13 protein-coding genes and 3 pseudogenes are annotated in these 18,909 nt (G+C 69.9%); 11 read left to right on the top strand and 5 right to left on the bottom strand.

The genetic code is table 11. The features are described from left to right. Positions 1–136: 136 nt before the first annotated feature. Positions 137–1,263 (bottom strand): annotated as a pseudogene (locus tag M6G65_RS28410) (patatin-like phospholipase family protein). A gap of 353 nt (positions 1,264–1,616) precedes the next feature. On the opposite strand from M6G65_RS28410, the gene ispG reads away from it, so the two are divergent. The 5 genes and pseudogenes from ispG (at position 1,617) to M6G65_RS28385 (ending at position 9,169) form a co-directional block, all read left to right on the top strand. Continuing rightward, positions 1,617–2,942, top strand: a complete 1,326-nt coding sequence (ispG, locus tag M6G65_RS28405; protein ID WP_250103162.1) for a flavodoxin-dependent (E)-4-hydroxy-3-methylbut-2-enyl-diphosphate synthase — start codon at positions 1,617–1,619, stop codon at positions 2,940–2,942. A 419-nt stretch (positions 2,943–3,361) separates the two neighbouring features. After that, positions 3,362–5,371, top strand: a complete 2,010-nt coding sequence (locus M6G65_RS28400) for a potassium transporter Kup (protein WP_192706156.1) — start codon at positions 3,362–3,364, stop codon at positions 5,369–5,371. Positions 5,372–5,577: 206 nt separating this feature from the next. Then, positions 5,578–5,913 (top strand): DUF6968 family protein, encoded by a 336-nt coding sequence (locus tag M6G65_RS28395; RefSeq protein WP_238194618.1) that lies wholly within the window; start codon positions 5,578–5,580, stop codon positions 5,911–5,913. 453 nt (positions 5,914–6,366) lie between these two features. Further along, the gene (locus tag M6G65_RS28390) at positions 6,367–6,846 is read left to right on the top strand and encodes a (2Fe-2S)-binding protein (protein WP_250103161.1); all 480 of its coding nucleotides are present in this window, start codon (positions 6,367–6,369) and stop codon (positions 6,844–6,846) included. Then, a pseudogene (locus M6G65_RS28385) lies at positions 6,843–9,169 on the top strand (xanthine dehydrogenase family protein molybdopterin-binding subunit). The gene M6G65_RS28390 and the pseudogene M6G65_RS28385 overlap by 4 nt, the downstream one beginning before the upstream one ends. Here the strand turns inward: M6G65_RS28385 and M6G65_RS28380 are convergent. The 4 genes from M6G65_RS28380 to M6G65_RS28365 all read right to left on the bottom strand — a co-directional run bounded on the left by M6G65_RS28380 (position 9,140) and on the right by M6G65_RS28365 (position 12,134). Next, a complete protein-coding gene (locus tag M6G65_RS28380) occupies positions 9,140–9,700 on the bottom strand; it encodes a hypothetical protein (RefSeq protein ID WP_250103160.1) in 561 nt (186 codons plus the stop codon). The pseudogene M6G65_RS28385 and the gene M6G65_RS28380 sit on opposite strands and share 30 nt — an antisense overlap. A 170-nt stretch (positions 9,701–9,870) precedes the next feature. Further along, on the bottom strand, positions 9,871–10,665 hold the full coding sequence (locus M6G65_RS28375; RefSeq protein WP_250104303.1) for a DUF1194 domain-containing protein: 795 nt from the start codon (positions 10,663–10,665) through the stop codon (positions 9,871–9,873). A gap of 312 nt (positions 10,666–10,977) precedes the next feature. After that, positions 10,978–11,202, bottom strand: a complete 225-nt coding sequence (locus M6G65_RS28370) for a hypothetical protein (RefSeq protein ID WP_238194614.1) — start codon at positions 11,200–11,202, stop codon at positions 10,978–10,980. Between the two features lie 218 nt (positions 11,203–11,420). Continuing rightward, positions 11,421–12,134: a Sir2 family NAD-dependent protein deacetylase gene (locus tag M6G65_RS28365; protein ID WP_238194613.1), complete on the bottom strand. Its 714-nt coding sequence runs from the start codon at positions 12,132–12,134 to the stop codon at positions 11,421–11,423. A gap of 120 nt (positions 12,135–12,254) precedes the next feature. Here M6G65_RS28365 and M6G65_RS28360 point away from each other — a divergent pair, with 120 nt between their 5' ends. From M6G65_RS28360 to M6G65_RS28335, 6 genes and pseudogenes are all read left to right on the top strand, one after another. Continuing rightward, a complete protein-coding gene (locus M6G65_RS28360; RefSeq protein ID WP_238194612.1) occupies positions 12,255–12,815 on the top strand; it encodes an isochorismatase family protein in 561 nt (186 codons plus the stop codon). After that, the gene (locus M6G65_RS28355; protein WP_238194611.1) at positions 12,812–13,906 is read left to right on the top strand and encodes a GlxA family transcriptional regulator; all 1,095 of its coding nucleotides are present in this window, start codon (positions 12,812–12,814) and stop codon (positions 13,904–13,906) included. Before M6G65_RS28360 ends, M6G65_RS28355 begins: the two co-directional genes overlap by 4 nt. Before the next feature lie 244 nt (positions 13,907–14,150). Next, positions 14,151–15,577, top strand: a pseudogene (hydA, locus tag M6G65_RS28350) (dihydropyrimidinase). Between the two features lie 49 nt (positions 15,578–15,626). Next, the gene (locus tag M6G65_RS28345) at positions 15,627–16,622 is read left to right on the top strand and encodes an ABC transporter ATP-binding protein (RefSeq protein ID WP_238194609.1); all 996 of its coding nucleotides are present in this window, start codon (positions 15,627–15,629) and stop codon (positions 16,620–16,622) included. 17 nt (positions 16,623–16,639) lie between these two features. Then, positions 16,640–17,902 carry an ABC transporter substrate-binding protein gene (locus tag M6G65_RS28340; protein WP_238194608.1) on the top strand — a complete coding sequence of 421 codons (1,263 nt, stop codon included), beginning with the start codon at positions 16,640–16,642 and terminating at the stop codon, positions 17,900–17,902. Positions 17,903–17,927: 25 nt separating this feature from the next. Continuing rightward, positions 17,928–18,908: an ABC transporter permease gene (locus M6G65_RS28335; RefSeq protein WP_379010397.1), complete on the top strand. Its 981-nt coding sequence runs from the start codon at positions 17,928–17,930 to the stop codon at positions 18,906–18,908. Position 18,909: the final 1 nt, after the last annotated feature.

Below are 18,909 nucleotides of genomic sequence, written 5' to 3'. Positions count from 1 at the left end.
CGTTCTTCAGAGAAGCAGAGATAGCGGGATCAATGCGCATGAAATAAGATTTTCAACCAGTCATCTTACGTTTCAGATCTTTAACGCAAACATCTTTAATCACATCAATCACTCAGAAACTCTGAGATATGCGGTTTTACTGATACGCCTGCTGCAGATCGACGGTGCAGTCCCGGCCGACCCGCTCGTAATTCTCGGCGAGCCAGGCCTGCGCGGCGGTCCGGCCCTTGTCGCGCAGGCGCTTGAACACGGTCCACCGCGCGTCGAGCTTGGACGCCGCGTTGTACGCCTCCAGGGCGTCGGTGCCATCGATGCGGTGGACCAAGACCCGGCGGTACTGCCCCTGGCCCAGGGTCCCCTCCTCGATCAGCCCGTCGAGGAAATCGATGGCCCGCAATTCCCGCATCAGGTTGGCATTGAAGGTGATCTCGTTGAGCCGGTCGCGGATCTCGCTCTCGGTGCGCGGCGTCTCACGCCGCTCCACGGGATTGATCTGCACGAGGAGGATGTCGCGCGTCCGGGCGCCGCGATGGAGCGGATAGAGGGGGGATTGCCGAGATAGCCGCCATCCCAGTACGGCACGCCGTCGATCTCCACCGCCTGGAAGACCGTGGGCAGGCAGGCCGACGCCATCAGGTGGTCGACGGTCAGGCGCTCGCGCTCGAACACCGCGAGCTTGCCGGTCCAGACATTGGTGGCGGAGACGAACAGGCCCGCCGTGTCGGCCGCGCGCAGGCGGTCGAAATCGACCTGCTCGGCGAGCGCCTTGCGCAGCGGGTTGATGTTGAGCGGGTTCGACACGTAGGGGCTGGGCGACAGCATCTTGGCCCAGAACTCGGCCACCGGATTGCCCTTCCACAGGCTGAACAGGCCGCTGACGACATTGCGCTGGGCCGGCCCGAGATCGCCGTCGAGGCTGACCTCGCGCCAGAATCGCTCCAGCCCGCCGCGGGCGCCGTCCGGGCCGCCCTTGAGCCAGCCATCCACCAGGACGACGGCGTTCATCGCTCCCGCGCTCGCCCCCGTCACCGCCTCGAAGGCAAGGCGTCCGTCCTCGATCAGGGCGTCGAGCACGCCCCAGGTGAACGCGCCGTGCGCGCCCCCGCCCTGCAGCGCCAGGGAGACCGGCTTCTCGGCCCGAGGCCCGGCCAGAACCTGACCGGTCGGCTGCGCGGACACGGCCTCAATCGCGTCCGAGACCGGAGCCTCGGGCATGGCCGTCGCGGGGTTCTGCGGCGCAGCTTCGCCGGAATGCTCGCTCATGATGGCCTCCTCGAACAGGACCGAAGATGGGATGCTGCGCTGCAGCATCAACCGCGCATCAGGGTTGCGGCCCGAAGCGCGACCCGGACGGGCCCCGCGCGAATCGGCAACAGACGCCGACGAAAACCCGGCGGCGTGCCGAGCAAACTCGACATCCGCGCCCGGATACGACATGACAGCGGCGATGCTGTCATGCGCGATGCTGTCCTGCGCGGCGCCGGCTTGACGCGGCGCCGGGTCGTCCGCAGCTAACCCAAGGCAGCCCCGAAGTCCCGGCGAGGCGCGTCCCCGGGCCGGTCCGGCAGCCCCTCAGGGCTCCCACGGCCCGCGAGACGCGCACGCGAAGGTCCACGATGGAAGTCATGGAAGCCACCCGTTCCGAAATCCCCGCCGAGAACCCGCTGGCCGGCGGCGGACCGGAGATCGCAGGCCCCGCCCCGCGCCACCGCACGGTCGGCGTTACGGTCGGCGAGGGCGCCGGCGCGGTCACGGTCGGCGGCGGCGCACCGATCGTCGTCCAGTCGATGACCAACACCGACACGGCCGATATCGACGCCACGGTGGCCCAGGTCGCGCAGCTGGCCCGCGTCGGCTCGGAGCTGGTGCGCATCACCGTCGACCGCGACGAGGCGGCGGCCGCCGTGCCGAAGATCCGCGAGCGCCTCGACCGGATCGGCGTCAACGTGCCGCTGGTCGGCGACTTCCACTACATCGGCCACAAGCTGCTCGCCGACCATCCGGCCTGCGCCGAGGCGCTGGCCAAGTACCGGATCAACCCGGGTAACGTCGGCTTCAAGGACAAGAAGGACACCCAGTTCTCCGCGATCATCGAGCAGGCGATCAAGCACAACAAGACCGTGCGGATCGGCGCCAATTGGGGCTCCCTCGACGGCGAGCTGCTCACCCACCTGATGGACGAGAACGCCAAGGCGCCGCGGCCGATCGATGCCCGCGCGGTGATGCGCGAGGCGATGGTCCGCTCGGCGATCAGCTCGGCCGACCGGGCCGTGGAACTCGGCCTGCCGCAGAACAAGATCATCCTCTCGGCCAAGGTCTCGGCGGTGCAGGACCTGATCGCCGTCTACCGCGAGGTGGCGCGCCGCTCGAACTACGCGATCCATCTCGGCCTGACCGAGGCCGGCATGGGCTCGAAGGGCCTGGTCGCCGCCTCGGCCGCCATCGGCGTGCTCCTCCAAGAGGGTATCGGCGACACGATCCGCTACTCGCTGACCCCCGAGCCGGGCGGCGACCGCTCCGTCGAGGTGAAGGCCAGCCAGGAACTCCTGCAGACGATGGGGTTCCGCACCTTCGTGCCGATGGTGGCGGCCTGCCCGGGCTGCGGCCGCACGACCTCGGCGACCTTCCAGGAGCTCGCCCGCGACATCCAGAACTGGATCGTCACCTCCATGCCGGAGTGGAAGAAGACCTATCCGGGCGTGGAGGGGCTGAACGTCGCCGTGATGGGCTGCATCGTGAACGGCCCGGGCGAATCGAAGCACGCCGACATCGGCATCTCGCTGCCCGGCACCGGCGAGACCCCGACCGCGCCGGTCTTCATCGACGGCAAGAAGGCGATGACGCTCCGCGGCCCGACGCTGGCCAAGGACTTCGAGACGATCGTCATCGACTACATCGAGCGCCGATTCGGCCAGGGCGGGACGCGCACCGCCGCCGAGTAAGAGGCACGGAGCGGGTCTCCTTCGACCGGAGGATCAGTCTCCCGCACCGTCATTCCGGGGCGCCGCAGGCGAGCCCGGACCCGGAGGGCACGCCGGAGGCGGGCAATCCAGAACCGCTGGTGGTGCAAAGTCTGAGCGCGTCGGTGGCTCTGGATCCCGGGCTCCACTGCGCGGCCCCGGGATGACGGGGCGGCCAGGTCTGGGCCTGACGCGCCGAGACCCAGCTCCGCGCTCTTCGCATCTGCACACGGTTTCCGCCTGCACGCGACCGTGGTAGCAACGCGGCACGATCCCGTGAAAGGTCGGCCCGGTGGCCGGCCCGCGCGGTTCGGCGGAGTCTTCGCGTTTTCTGCCCGGCCCCGACTGGCCCCTGAGCCGAACCGCGAAGCGCCGGCCACGCCCAAGCTTCCGACATCCGCATGAGCCAAACCTTCGCACCCGGCGTAGCAGCCCAGCCCGCGCCCGCGGCGCCCGACGCCCCGCGCGAGGCCGCCCCGGCGGCCGAGGGCGAGGGTTCCATCCAGGGGCCGGCCACCTCCGGCACGCTCGATGCCCCCGAGAAGGCCGAGACGCGCCACGGCCATGCCGGCTTCTGGACGCTGCTGGTCGGCTCCGTGGGCGTCGTCTACGGCGATATCGGCACGAGCCCGCTCTACGCGTTCCGCGAGGCGCTGGTCCCGGCCCGCACCGACGGCATCCTGCTGCCCGAGGAGGTGATCGGCACCGTCTCGCTGATCCTCTGGGCGCTGTTCATGATCGTGACGGTGAAATACGTCGCGATCCTGCTGCGCATGGACAACAACGGCGAGGGTGGCATCCTCTCGCTGATGGCGCTGGCTCGGAAAGCGCTCGGCGGCTCGCGCATCGTGTTCATGCTGGGGCTGCTCGGCGCCTCGCTGTTCTACGGCGACGCGGTGATCACCCCGGCGATCTCGGTCCTCTCGGCCGTGGAGGGGCTGAAGCTGGTCACCCCGGCCCTGAACGATTACGTGCTGCCGATCACCGTGACGATCATCGTCGCCCTGTTCCTCGTGCAGAACCGTGGCACCGCCAAGGTCGCGGCCTTCTTCGGGCCCATGACCGTCGTGTGGTTCGTCGCCATGGCGCTCGCGGCGCTGCCGCATATCGGCCTGCACCCGGAGGTCTTCCGGGCGATCAACCCCTGGTACGCGGTGCATTACCTGCTCGGCCACGGCAGCGGGGCGCTGGTGGCGCTCGGCGCGGTGTTCCTGGCGGTGACGGGCGCCGAGGCCCTGTTCGCCGATCTCGGGCATTTCGGCCGCAAGCCGATCCAGGTCGCCTGGGTCTGCCTCGTCTTCCCGGCACTCGCGCTCAACTATCTCGGGCAGGCGGCCCTGGTGTTGGAGAAGCCCGATACCGCCGATCCGTTCTTCCAGCTGGTCCCGGCCTGGGGCCTGCTGCCGATGGTGGTGCTGGCGACGCTGGCGACCGTGGTGGCGAGCCAAGCGGTGATCACCGGGGCGTTCTCGCTCTCTCGGCAGGCGATCCAGCTCGGCCTGCTGCCACGGCTGGAGATCCGCCACACCTCCGAGTCGCATGCCGGCCAGATCTACCTGCCTCAGATCAACGGGTTGCTGATGATCGGCGTCGTGCTGCTGGCGGTGCTGTTCAAGACTTCCTCGTCGCTCGCCTCGGCCTACGGCATCGCGGTGACCGGCACGATGCTGCTCACCGCCTCCATGACCTTCCTGGTCATCTGGCGGATGTGGGGCTGGTCGCCGGTGGCGGCGGCCGCCGTGATGCTGCCCTTCATCATCCTCGAATTCCTGTTCCTGCTCTCCAACCTGATCAAGGTGGTGGAGGGCGGCTACGTGCCGCTGCTGCTCGCCGGCGGCCTCATCATCCTGATGTGGACCTGGGTGCGCGGCGTCACGATCCTGTTCAACAAGACCCGCAAGACCGATGTGCCGCTCGTGGAGCTGGTCGGCATGCTGGAGAAGAGCCCGCCGCACCATGTCCGCGGCACCGCGGTGTTTCTGACGAGCGACCCCGAGATCGCCCCGGCGGCTCTCCTGCACAACCTCAAGCACAACAAGGTGCTGCACGAGAAGAACGTGATCCTCACCGTCGAGACGGTGGACACGCCCCGCTCCAACGAGGCCGACAAGGTGCGCATCGAGCCGGTGGGCCCGCATTTCTTCAAGGTCGTGATGAAGTTCGGCTACATGGAGACGCCGAACATCCCGAAGACCCTGGTGCTGCTGCGCCGCCAGGGCTTCAAGTTCGACATCATGGCGACGTCGTTCTTCCTGTCGCGCCGCTCGATCCGGCCGGCCGCCCATTCGGGCATGCCGCTCTGGCAGGACCGGATCTTCATCACGCTGGCCAAGAACGCCAACGATGCGACGGACTTCTTCCAGATTCCGACCGGGCGTGTGGTGGAGGTCGGGACGCAGGTGACCGTGTAGGCGGTCGGCCTCGCCGACACACGATAAACCCGATCAACATTTCAGACGAATGCTGCGCTTCCGCCGCCAAGATTTACACAGCCATACAATTTTCCGAGCCATTTTTGCCGAATAGACATCCAGTTTCCGCGCATGAGGCGGAGCTACACATAGAAAAGTCTGCGAGGCCGGCCGAACGAGTCCTTGCGACTTCTCGAGGTCGAACCATGGTGATCGCGGAGCGATCTCTCTCGATGGAGGACGGACACGAGCCCAAAGCGTGCAAGATTACGATGCACGCGCCTGAAGACGCGGACGGGATGTGGATCTGCCGCTATACGATCGGATGGCCGACCACTCCGGAAGAGAGCTTCGGCGCTGGCGTGGACGCCTTCCAAGCGCTCCACCTCACGCTCCAGAAAATCGGCATCGCGCTTTATGCCAGCGCCTATCACAAGGCGAGCATCTTGGTGTTCGACAGGCCCGGGAGAGGCTACGGTTTTCCCATGCCGAAGAACGGGCGTAACCTTCTGATCGTGGACGACACGATCTTCGACGGGTGAGCGCCGGGCTCGCGCGCCGGCTGTTCGGCACCGTTGTCGCTGGCCGCGAGGCAACTCTGGCGGGGGGCCGGCGGCGCCACCAAATCGCTCCTGACTCAGGATGGGATCCGGGCCTGTGATCGGCAGGTTGATCCTGCAACACTCAATGGCACGGCCCGACGAGCCGCGCCGGCCGAGTGGACACAACCTCCAGCTGTTCCCACGGCCACGCACATCATGTGCGCCGCCGCACGCGGCATGACCTGAGCGCAACCAAGCGAGGATGACCGGTCCCGTCCGTGCGTTGCACCCGAGACGGGGCCTGCTTTAGAATATTTATTATTCTGAGCTTGAGCGTTTGCCCGGCGATCTTCCCCGCATCGGCACGCGTGAGCCGGCGAAGCCGGCATCGGCCCCAGGCCCGGCTCGGACCCGACTGATCGCCGCTCCGGCGCCGCCAGACAGGACGCAACGATGATCAAACTCACCGTGAACGGGGCTGCGCGCAGCTTCGACGGCGACCCCGACATGCCGCTGCTGTGGTACCTGCGGGACGAGCTCGGGCTCACCGGCACCAAGTTCGGCTGCGGCGTCTCGCTCTGCGGCGCCTGCACCATCCATCTCGGCGGCGCGGCGACCCGCGCCTGCATCACGCCGGTCTCGGCGGCCGAGGGCCAGGAGGTCGTCACCATCGAGGGGCTGTCGCCGGACGGCAACCACCCCGTGCAGGTGGCGTGGCGCGACCAGAACGTCTCGCAGTGCGGCTTCTGCCAGTGCGGCCAGATCATGCAGGCCGCCGCCCTCCTGAAGGACACGCCCAAGCCCACCGACCAAGACATCGGCGACACGATGAGCGGCAACATCTGCCGCTGCGGCACCTACCCGCGCATCCGCACCGCGATCCATCAGGCCGCCGGTCAGACCGCGCCCGCCAGCAAGGGAGAGCGCCTGTGATCCACGACGCGAAGATGATGGCGGACATCGCCAAGGCCAAGCCGGCCCTCGACAATGTCAGCCGCCGCGGCATCCTCGGCGGCGCCGGCGCCCTGGTGCTGGCCCTCTCGCTGCGCCCCGCCCGGGCCGACGAGACGCAGACCAAGGAGCAGAAGGAACAGAAGTTCGGCGCCGACGGCATGCCGCATGGCTGGCGCGATGATCCGAAGATCTTCGTCGCGATCGCGCCGGACGGCACCGTCACGGTGACCAACCACCGCTCCGACATGGGCCAGGGCATCCGCACCTCGGTGGCCTTCACGGTCGCCGACGAGCTGGAGGCCGACTGGTCGAAGGTGAAGGTGGTCCAGGCCTGGGGCGACGAGACCCGCTTCGGCAACCAGGACACGGACGGCTCGCGCTCGACCCGCCACTTCTTCCAGCATTTCCGCCACGCCGGCGCCGCCGCGCGGCTGATGCTGATCCAGGCCGCCGCCAAGCAGTGGGGCGTGCCGGCCTCCGAGGTGACCGCCGTCAACCACACGCTGACCCACGCCAAGTCGGGCCGCACCCTCGGCTACGGCGCGGTGGCCCAGGCGGCCGCCGAGCTGCCGGTGCCCACCGACGTCAAGCTGAAGGACCCCAAGGACTTCCGCTACATCGGCACCGGCAAGGTCGGGCTGATCGACAACTTCGACATCACCACCGGCAAGGCGATCTACGGCCTCGACACCAAGCTCGACGGGATGCTGTACGCGGTCGTCGCGCGTCCGCCAGTCTACGGCGGCAAGGTGAAGTCGTTCGGCGACAGCGAGGCCAAGAAGGTCGCGGGCGTCGTGAAGATCTTCAAGATCGACGGCGGCGAGATCCCGTCCGAGTTCATGCCGCTCGGCGGCGTGGCGGTGGTGGCCAAGAACACGTGGTCGGCCATGAAGGCGCGGGACGCCCTCAAGATCACCTGGGACGACGGCCCGAACGCCGGCTACGACACCGACGCGTTCCGCAAGGAGCTGGAGGCCGCGGCCCGCAAGCCCGGCAAGGTCGTGCGCACGCAGGGCGATGTCGACGGCGCCCTGGCCAAGGCCAAGACCCGGGTCCAGGCCGAGTACTTCGTGCCCCACCTCGCCCAGGCGCCGATGGAGCCCCCGGCTGCCGTGGCCCGGGTCAAGGACGGATTCTGCGAGGCCTGGGCCTGCGTGCAGGGTCCGCAGGCGGCCAACGACCGCCTGATGAAGGCGCTCAAGCTGCCCGACGACAAGGTCAAGGTGAACGTGACGCTGCTCGGCGGCGGCTTCGGCCGCAAGTCCAAGCCCGACTACGTGGTCGAGGCGGCGCTCTGCTCGCAGGCCGTCGGCGGCGCGCCGGTGAAGCTCGCCTGGACCCGCGAGGACGACCTCCACCACGGCTTCTACCACACGATCTCGGTGGAGCACCTGGAGGCTGGCCTCGACGAGAAGGGCATGCCGGTGGCGTGGCTGCACCGCTCGGTGGCGCCGACGATCGGCTCGATCTTCGCGCCCGACCCGAAGCACGAGCTGCCGTTCGAGCTCGGGATGGGGCTGGTCAACACGCCGCTCAACATCCCGAACATGCGGCTGGAGAACCCCGAGGCCGCCGCCCATGTCCGCATCGGCTGGTTCCGCTCGGTGTCGAACATCCCGCACGCCTTCGCGATCCAGTCCTTCGTGTCGGAGCTGGCGCACGCCGCCGGCCGCGAGCCGAAGGAGTACCTGCTCGAACTCATCGGCCCGGATCGCAAGATCAGCCCGACCGAGATCGGCGACGTCTGGAACTACGGCGAGGATCCCAAGCGCTACCCGATCGAGACCGGCCGCCTGCGCGGCGTGATCGAGGCGGCTGCCAAGGGCGCGGGCTGGGGGCGGCAGATGCCCAAGGGCAGCGGCCTCGGCGTCGCCGGCCACTACAGCTTCGTCACCTACACGGCGGTGGCGGCCGAGGTGGAGGTCGGCGACAAGGGCAGGTGAAGGTGAAGGCGATCGACATCGCGGTCGATTGCGGGCCGCAGGTGAACCCGGAGCGCATCCGCTCGCAGATGGAGGGTGCTGTGGTCATGGGGATGGGGCTCGCCCTTACCTCCGAGATCACCTTCAAGCAGGGCCGAGCGGTGCAGAACAACTTCGACGGCTACGAGGTCCTCCGGATCGACGCCGCCCCGAAGGTGGTCCGCGTGCACCTCGTGCCGACCGGCACCTATGACGGGCCGCTCGGCGGCGTCGGCGAGCCCGGCGTGCCGCCGGTGGCGCCGGCCATCGCCAACGCGATCTTCGCGGCCACCGGCCGCCGGGTCCGGCAGCTACCGATCCGCGATCAGCTGAGCGCCTGAACCGTCACCCGTCGCGAGACGTTGGGGCCGTGGGGGAACCCGCGGCCCCTTCTTTTGGAAAGTACCCGACCCGATGATGCGTCCCGCCCTCACGACCTGCCTGACCCTGATGCTGGGGGCGGCCCCCGCCTTCGCCTCGCCCTGCGGCGACCGGATCGACAGCGTGTCGAAGCGCGTCCAGTCCGAGGTGAGCCAGTCGATCTCGGCCAACACCAGCGGCCAGGGCAACGCCGCCAAGCGCGGCGGCGAGGGGCTCACCGGGACGGAGGGACAGCGGGCGAACGAGTCGCCGCAGGCCCCCCGGAGAAGGCGGCCCAGGCCGGCCAGGGCGCGGACGCCGCCCAGCAGGCGAAGGTCGCCCTGGAGGAGGCGCGCACGGCGGAGTCGAAGGGCGACACTCAGGGCTGCGAGGCGGCGCTCACCCGCGCCGAGCAGCAGCTGAAGAAGGCGCCGTGAGGCGCTGATACGCTTTTTGGTTTTCTGCTTCGGTCCCACCGTCTTTGCGAGCGGAGCGAAGCAACCCAGGGTCACGCCAAGCTTTCCGAGATCGCGCTGCCCTGGGTCACTTCGCTTCGCTCGTGATGACGGGGAGAAGCGACACCCGGAGCCTTCGGCAGGTCCGCGCCGGCCCCTCGGGGTGGGCTCAGTGCCGGCCGCAAGTGCGATTCGATCCGCGTGACGTACGCCCGGGGCAAGAGCCCCTACCGACCCAGCGCGCTGATCTCGATCACGAATTTCCGCCGCAGCGCCCGCGAAAAATCGCCGTAGCCAGCGGCCGCCAGCAGGAACGCCCCCGGGCCGCCGATGACGTGCGCGCGGTACCATTGCTCCAGGCTCGTGCGCTCCTGCGGCAGCGGCGTCGGGAGCAGGCCGTAGCCGGGCGCCCGGTAGGCGCCGGCTCCGACCACGTCGTTCTCGCCGGGCACGAGGATCGGCAGGCCGTTGACCGTCGCGCCGGTGTCGAGCAGCGACCGCTGCGCCTCCGCGAGGCTGTCGGCGTCGGTGCAGTTGTCGATCCCGTCGCCGGAGACGTCGACCACCACGCGCTCGGCCGGGACCGGCAGCGCCGGGAGAACGGCGGCGGTCACCGTGCGGAACATTTGGCCGAGGCAGGTGAACTCGCCCGCCTGACGCGGGGTGGCCCGGACCAGCGCGGCGGTGGCGGCCGCGTCGGCCCGGCCGGCGATCCGCCGCCAGCCGACCGCGAGATTCGCCCGGTCCGCCCAGGTCACCATCGCGAACAGGATCCCGCTCGGATTGCCGGTGATCGCGCCGAGGACCGACGGATCCTCCAGAGCCTCGGCGATGCCCTCCATCTGCAGCCGGAAGCGCGCGTCGCCGACGGATTGCGAGACGTCCACGGAGACGATGAGCGCGGTGGCGACGCTCTCGGGCGCGGCCTTGACGGGCTCGGCTGTGGCGGGCGCGATCCCGAGGAGCAGGAGGCCGGCGCCTCGCAGCACGCCGCGGCGGATCCGTCGCGAACCCGTCCGCATCATCGGCCTCGGCGCTCCCGGAAGGCGCGGCCCTGCGGCCGTCGCGCATCCGTTAGGCCACGTTTCGATGTCGCGCGAAACCGGCCTTTCGGGGGGCCCGTCGTGCGGGTCCGCCCGTCGGGCCGACGCGCCGTGGGAGATCCCGAATGCGCGTCGGCGGGGTGTCGATCGGGCACGAAGCCCGGCCCCGGTGAGGATGGCTCGGCTCCGGCGGCGGTGACCCGCTCATCTCGGAGACGGCCCGTCCTCCGGCCTCATCCCTGGGCCGGCCGCGGGGCAGTCGGGGACGGCATCGGCCGCCCCGGAGAGGATTCAGGCGGCCGCGGCGCCGAGCGCGTGCGGGTTGCCGTTCAGGCCAGCGCAGAGATCGTCGATTTCGGCGAGGTCCAGCGCATCGCCGGCCCGGCCGGCGATGGTGTCGATCAGGTGATCCTGACGGGGATCGAACGGATGCCCCTGCATCCGGTAGAACTGGTAATAGCGCAGCGCCGCCAGGACGGTGTCACGCTCGCGGTCGGTTACGGTGAAGTGCTGCATGGGTAGTTGCTTCCCCTTGTGGCTTCAACGAACGCTCGGGTAGGCCGCGACGCCGATCCCGAGCTTGACTGTTGTAACCCGTGGGCAACTGCCCGACCAGTTCTTGACAGCTCGCGCGGACGTGATTCGCGGGCCTCAAAACGCTGCCGCGCGTCCGCGGCAGCTGAAACCTGGATCAGAAATTCAGTCTTTTCAGAGGCTTGCCGGAGTTTGGCTCGTCACAGACCAAGATCGGCCAGATAGCGCGGCAGTGCCTCGCTCGCCGGCCCGTAGCGCGCCTCATCGAAGGCATCGGCGTTGTCCGACGGCTCGAGGTTGATCTCGCAGGTCGGGATGCCGAGGGAACGCGCCTGCCGCACGTAGCCCGCCGCCGGGTAGACCGCCCCCGACGTGCCCACGGCCACGAACAGGTCGGCCGCGGCCAGCGCCGCCTCGATTGCGTCGAGGTGCATCGGCATCTCGCCGAACCAGACCACGTCCGGCCGCATCCGGCCCGACGCGCCGCAGGCGGGGCAGTCATCCGCCCGGCTCAGGTCGGCGCGCCACGGCGTGACCGCGCCGCAGGCGCAGCAGCGGGCCTTGAGCAACTCGCCGTGCATGTGGGTGACCGCCCGTGAGCCGGCCCGCTCGTGCAGGTCGTCGACGTTCTGCGTGCACAGGAACAGCCGCCCGCCCCGCGCGGCGCACCGCGCCTCGGCCCGCGCCAGGGCGCGGTGCGCGGCGTTCGGCTCGGCCGCGACCACGCCGCGGCGGCGATGGTCGTAGAAATCGAGCACCGTGTCGGGGTCAGCCGCGTAGGCCTCGGGGGTGGCGAGCTTCATCGGGTCGAACCGCGCCCAGAGGCCGCCGCGATCCCGGAACGTGCCGAGCCCGCTCTCGGCCGAGACGCCGGCCCCGGTCAGCACGAAGATCGTCTTGGGATGTCCCGTCATGGGCGGCTCCTGCGCGCCGGAGATTGGCCGGATATGTCCGCTGGTTGGCGGTGTGGTTTCTTTCCCGCAGCGTCCAACCGGTGAATGCTGCGGCTCGCTTCACCGAGCGGGAGACACGAAATGTCCGATGTTGCGCTGCTGGTCATCGATGTCCAGGAATCCTTCCGGCACAGGCCCTTCTGGAACGACGCCGATGTCCCGCCCTTCACCCAGCGTCTGCAGGCACTCATCGACGGCGCCGCCGCGCGGCAGATCCCGATCCTGCAGGTCTTCCACGTCGCCGAGAGCGGACCGTTCGCCATCGCTTCCGGCCATGTCCGCACCCTCGAGCCGATCGTGATCGCGCCGACGGCCACCCTCCACAAGCGCCGGCACAGCGCCCTGGTCGAGACCGGCCTGTCCGGCTGGCTGACGCAGCACGGCATTCGCCGGCTGATCGTGTCGGGCATCCGGACCGAGCAGTGCTGCGAGACCACGGCCCGCCACGCCTCCGACAGCGGCTGGCAGGTCGACTACGTGACCGAGGCCACCCTGACCTTCGCCATGACCCACCCGGACGGCCGCCGCTTCAGCGCGGACGACATCAAGGCCCGCACCGAGCTGGTGCTGACCGACTGGTTCGCCCGGATCGTCACCGTGGACCAGGCGCTGGCCGGCCCGAATCTACCGGTCGCCGCATGAGCGGGACGGCGCGGCACATCCCGGTTCTCGTGGTCCTGCCGCCGCGCGCGCTGCTGCTCGACCTCGCCGGCCCTCTGGAGGTGCTGCGGATCGCCGGCACCGTCCAGGATCGGGTCGGCTTCGCGGTGGCGTACGCGGCGCCGCGAGCGCTCACCCGCTGCTCGATCGGGCTCGACCTGGGCGGTGCCGGAATGCTGCCGGATACGGTGGCCGACGGGACGATCGTGCTCCTGCCGGGCTCCGCGACACGGGTGCTCGGCGACGCGCCGGACCAGGCCGCTGACGCCGACGCGGAGGCCGAGATCGTCGCGTGGCTCCGCGCCGTGGTCCGTCCGGGCCACACCGTCGCGACCGTCTGCGAGGGCGCGCTGCTGGCGGCGCGGGCCGGGTTGCTCGACGGCTACGCCTGCACCACCCACCACGCCAGTTGCGACCGGCTGCGGGCGGCGGCGCCCCGGGCCCGGGTGCTGGAGAACCGCCTGTTCGTGCAGGACCGCGACCGGTTCAGCAGCGCCGGCGTCACGGCCGGCATCGACCTGATGCTGCACCTCGTGGCGGAGTGGGCGGGCCCGGCGACGGCGGTCGCCGTCGCGCGGGCGCTCGTCGTGTACATGCGGCGCGGGCCCGACGACCCCCAGCTCTCGCCCTGGCTCGAGGGGCGCAGCCACCTGCACCCGGCGGTGCACCGGGCCCAGGACGCGATCGCCGCCGACCCGGCCCGGGACTGGTCGCCGGCGCTGCTCGGCCGGCTCGTGGGCGCGAGCCCGCGCAACCTCGCGCGGCTGTTCCGGCTCCACGCGGGCATGACGGTGACGGACGCGGTCAACCGGTCCCGCGTCGCGCTGGCCCGCGACCTGATCGCGCGGAGCGATCTCGGCCTGGAGCGGATCGCCGAGCGGGCCGGCTTCGGCTCCGCCCGGCACATGCGCCGCGTCTGGCGGCAGTTCCACGCGGCGGCGCCGTCGAGCCTGCGCGCTCGATCCGCGGATGTGGCGGCCGAGCCGGCCAACCCGCGGCCCGTAGGCCGGGATTCTGCACGGAACCCCGCGAAGCACCCGCCCTTGCGAGCGGAGCGAAGCGATCCAGGGTAGCGCCCCGCTCTCCGGCGTCGCGCGGCCCTGGGTCACTGCGCTGCGCGCGCGATGACGGGCGAGGGACGACGACCGAAGGCTTCGACCGGACACCGCGGGCGTCAGGCCATCCCACACGCGCGGCGCGGGTGGATGGACCGACGCGGCCGCCTGTGACCTCCTGCCCCGCCGACCCCGTCCGCCCGAATCGGCGCGGACCGTGCATCGGCCCGGCGCGCCCGTTGGCGCGGAAGGAGTGAGCGGCATGCCCGAATTCGACCTTGCCATCCGGGGCGGCACGGTGGTCACGGCGAGCGACACGGTCCGGGCCGATGTCGGCGTGCACGGCGGCCGGATCGTCGCGGTGGCCGAGGGCATCGCCGACGCGGCCCGGGTGATCGACGCCTCCGGCCTGCTGGTGCTGCCCGGCGGCATCGACAGCCACGTCCACATCGCCCAGGAGTCCGGCCCCGGCATCGTCATGGCCGACGATTTCGCCAGCGCCACCCGGGCGGCGGCGGCCGGCGGCAACACCTGCGTGATGCCCTTCGCGCTCCAGCCCCGGGGCGCCTCCCTGCGCGGCGCCGTCGACGCCTACCGGGCGAAGGCCGAGGGCCAGTGCCACGTCGACGTGGCGATCCACATGATCATCTCGGACCCGACCGCGGCGGTGCTCGGCCAGGAGCTGCCGGCGCTGGTCGCCGACGGCTACACCTCGTTCAAGGTCTTCATGACCTACGACGACCTCGTCCTGAACGACCGCCAGCTCCTCGACGTGTTCCACGTCGCGCGGCGGCAGGGCGCCCGGGTCATGGTCCACGCCGAGGGCTACGACGCGATCCGCTACCTCAGCGAGCGGCTGGAGCGGGCGGGCGAGACCGGCCCTACGGCCACGCCCTGTCGCGCCCCGAGATCGTCGAGCGGGAGGCGGCGCACCGGGCGATCAGCCACGCCGAGCTGATCGACCTGCCGATCGTCATCGTCCACGTCTCGGGCCGCGAGGCCACCGAGCAGATCGCCTGGGCGCAGGCGCGGGGCCTGAAGATCCGGGCCGAGACCTGCCCGCAATACCTGACGCTGACGGCCGAGGACATGAAGGGGCTCGGCCAGGAGGATATCATGGCGGGGGCGAAGTACGTCTGCTCGCCGCCGACGCGGGACGTCGAGAGCCAGGAGGCGGTCTGGTCGGGGATCCGGCGCGGGATCTTCGACGTGGTCTCCTCCGACCATTGCCCGTTCCGCTACGACGACCCGAAGGGCAAGCTGAACCCGCGGGGTAAGACCTCCTTCCGCTGGATCCCGAACGGCATCCCCGGCATCGAGACGCGGCTGCCGGTGTTCTTCTCGGAGGGCGTCTCGAAGGGGCGGATCAGCCTCAACCAGTTCGCCGCGCTCACCGCCACGAACCACGCCAAGCTGTACGGGCTCTACCCGCGCAAGGGCTCGATCGCTCCGGGCTTCGACGCCGACCTCACGCTGTGGGATCCGAACCGGCGCGAGACCATCCGCCAGGCGAAGCTGCACCACGGCTCCGACTACACGCCTTGGGAAGGCTTCGAGGTCACCGGCTGGCCGGTCATGACCATCGCGGGCGGGCAGGTCATCGCCGAGGATGGCCGGGTCCTGTCCGAGCCGGGACGCGGACGGGTGCTCGACCGGGCGGTCGATCCGGCCGAGCCGCGGGACGCCTGAGGGCGACGCTGGCCCGCCGCTTGCCTGCAGCCTCCGGGGGGAGCACCGCATGGATGTCGAGCTGATCGGCCTGACCAAGCGCTACGGCGCGGCAACCGCGGTCGACGGCATCGACCTGAAGGTGCCGTCCGGCGCCTATTGCTGCCTGCTCGGCCCTTCCGGCTGCGGCAAGACCACGACGCTCCGGATGATCGGCGGCCACGAGCGCGCCAGCGCGGGCGACGTGGTGATCGGCCCCAAGGCGGTGGGCGACGCGGCCCCGGCCGCGCGCGGCACCGCCATGATGTTCCAGAGCTACGCGCTGTTTCCGCATCTCGACGCGCGCGACAACGTCGCCTTCAGCCTGAAGATGCGCGGGGTCGGCAAGGCGGAGCGCCGCGCCAAGGCGATGGCGATGCTCGACCTCGTCCAGATGGGCCACCTCGCCGGACGCCTGCCGGCCCAGCTCTCGGGCGGCCAGCAGCAGCGCGTCGCGCTCGCCCGCGCCCTCGTCACCGGCCCGAAGGTGCTGCTGCTCGACGAACCGCTCTCCGCCCTCGACCCGTTCTTGCGGGTGCGGATGCGGGTGGAGCTGAAGCGGATCCAGACCGAGCTGGGCCTCACCTTCATCCACGTCACCCACAGCCAGGAGGAGGCGATGGCGCTCTCCGACCTCGTGGTGGTGATGAATGCCGGCCGGATCGAGCAGGCCGCCGACCCGCGGACCGTGTTCGAGCGGCCCGCCACCGCCTTCGTGGCCCGGTTCATCGGCGGCCACAACGTGATCCGGCTGCCCGAGGGCCTCGTCGCCGTGCGGGCGGACCGGATGCGGCTCGGCGCCGAGGCCGGCCCCACCGCGCGGCCGGCCCGCGTGGTGGCGGTCGAGTACCAGGGCACCAGCGTCCATGTCGGCCTCGACGCGGAGGGGCTGGAGCGCGCGCCCGAGAGCCCCGCCGCGCTCACGGCGATCCTCAGCGATGCGGAGTTCGCGGCCCGCCCGCTCCGCCTCGGCGACACGATCCCGGTCGGCTGGGACGCGTCCGCCGCCCACCGCCTCGACGCCTGACAGCCCCGGAGACGACCATGGACCTGCCCCAGAAGCCGAGCCGGCGCACGCTCCTGAAGGGGGCGGCCGCGCTGGCCGCAACGCCGGTGACCGGCTTCCCGGCGGTGCACGCCGCCGAGCCCGTGACCCTGCGCTACCTCGGTACCGCGGTGAACCAGTCTGCCGACATCGCCAAGAAGGTGAAGGAGGATCTCGGCATCACCATCGAGTACATCCCGGTGGTGACCGACGAGGTGACCAAGCGGGCGATCACCCAGCCGAACTCCTTCGACCTGATCGACACCGAGTATTTCAGCCTCAAGAAGATCCTGCCCTCCGGCAACCTGCAGGGCATGGACGCCAAGCGGATCAAGCTCGCCGACAAGATTTCTTCCGTCTTCACCAAGGGGGAAGTGGCCGGCAAGAAGATCGGCGACCAGGGCACGGCGCCCCGCAAGGTCTTCTACCTGGAGGGCCAGGACTCGAAAAAATTTGCCGGCGAACAGACTCAGTGGATCTCGCTAATCCCGACCGTCTACAACGCCGACACGCTGGGCATCCGGCCGGACCTGATCAAGGTGCCCGTCACGAGCTGGAAGGAGCTCCTGAACCCGGCCTTCAAGGGCAAGGCCTCGATCCTCAACATCCCGTCGATCGGCATCATGGACGCCGCCATGGTGGTGGAAGCCACCGGCGACTACACCTACGGCGACAAGGGCAACATGACGAAGCCCGAGATCGACCGCACCATCAAGGTGCTGATCGAGGCCAAGCGCGCTGGCCAGTTCCGGGCCTTCTGGCAGGACTTCAACGAATCCGTGAACCTGATGGCCTCGGGCGAGACCGTGATCCAATCGATGTGGTCGCCCGCCGTCACCAAGGTGCGCGCGCAGGGCGTGCCCTGCACCTACCAGCCGCTGAAGGAGGGCTACCGGGCCTGGGCCTCGGGCTTCGGCATCCCCAAGACCCTGAGCGGTAAGAAGCTCGACGCCGCCTACGATTTCATCAACTGGTTCCTGTCCGGCTGGGCCGGGGCCTACCTCAACCGGCAGGGCTACTACTCGGCGGTGCTGGAGACCGCCCAGGCGAACATGCAGCCCTACGAGTGGGCCTTCTGGATGGAGGGCAAGCCCGCCGAGAAGGACATCCTCGGCCCCGACGGCACCCTGATCGAGAAGGCCGGCGCCACCCGCGACGGCGGCTCCTTCGACGCGCGGATGGGCGCGGTCGCCTGCTGGAACGCCGTGATGGATGAGAACACCTACATGGTGCGCAAGTGGAACGAGTTCATCGCGGCGTGAGCGGGCTCACCTTTCCCCTCCCCCTGTGGGGAGGGGCAGGGGTGGGGGTGGTGCAGACGGCACCGCACCGCTCGATCCTGCACCACCCCCACCTCCGGCTCCTCCCCACAAGGGGGAGGAGAGTCGCGTCGCGCCCTTTCGGCCCCGTCGCGCCCTCGCCTATCTCCAGGCCGCGCCGCTGGCCCTCGTCTTCCTCGTCTTCCTAGTGGTGCCGCTGGTGCTCACCGGGATCGTCTCGCTCTGGGAGTACAACGAGTACGAGATCATCCCGGCGCTCACCCTGCAGAACTACGCCGACGTGTTCGACGGCTGCCTGTCGGCCGACCTCTGCACCACGGTGCGCACCTATCTCTCGACGGTGAAGTTCGTCGTGCTGACGCTGGCGATCACCCTGCCGCTCGGTTTCGCGATCGCCTACTTCCTGGCCTTCCACATCCGCTCCGGCACGGTGCGGATGGGCCTGTTCCTGCTCTGCACGATCCCGTTCTGGACCTCGAACGTGATCCGCATGATCTCGTGGATCCCGCTGCTCGGCCGCAACGGCCTCGTCAACGACACGCTCCGCACCCTCGGGTTGATCCGGCAGCCGATCGAGGGCCTGCTCTACTCCGACTTCGCGGTGGTCCTGGCCTTCGTGCACCTCGACACGGTGTTCATGATCGTGCCGATCTTCAACAGCCTCGCCCGGATCGACCGGCGGCTGATCGAGGCGGCGCGCGACGGCGGCGCGTCCGGCGCGCAGATCCTCTGGAACGTGATCCTGCCGCTCGCCAAGCCCGGCATCGCCATCGGGACGATCTTCGTGACCACGCTGGTGATGGGCGACTTCGTCACCGTGGGCGTCATGGGTGGCCAGCAGATCGCCAGCGTCGGCAAGGTGATCCAGGTACAGATGTCCTACCTGCAATTCCCGGCCGCCGCCGCCAACGCCGTGGTGCTGCTCGCCGCCGTGCTGCTGATGATCCTGGGGCTCACCCGGATGATCGATCTCCGGCGGGAGCTGTAGC

It is taken from the genome of Methylobacterium tardum (genome assembly GCF_023546765.1).
Taxonomy (GTDB): domain Bacteria; phylum Pseudomonadota; class Alphaproteobacteria; order Rhizobiales; family Beijerinckiaceae; genus Methylobacterium; species Methylobacterium tardum.
The sequence above is the reverse complement of the archived record's forward strand: the minus strand, read 5'-3'. Positions and strand labels throughout refer to the sequence as shown.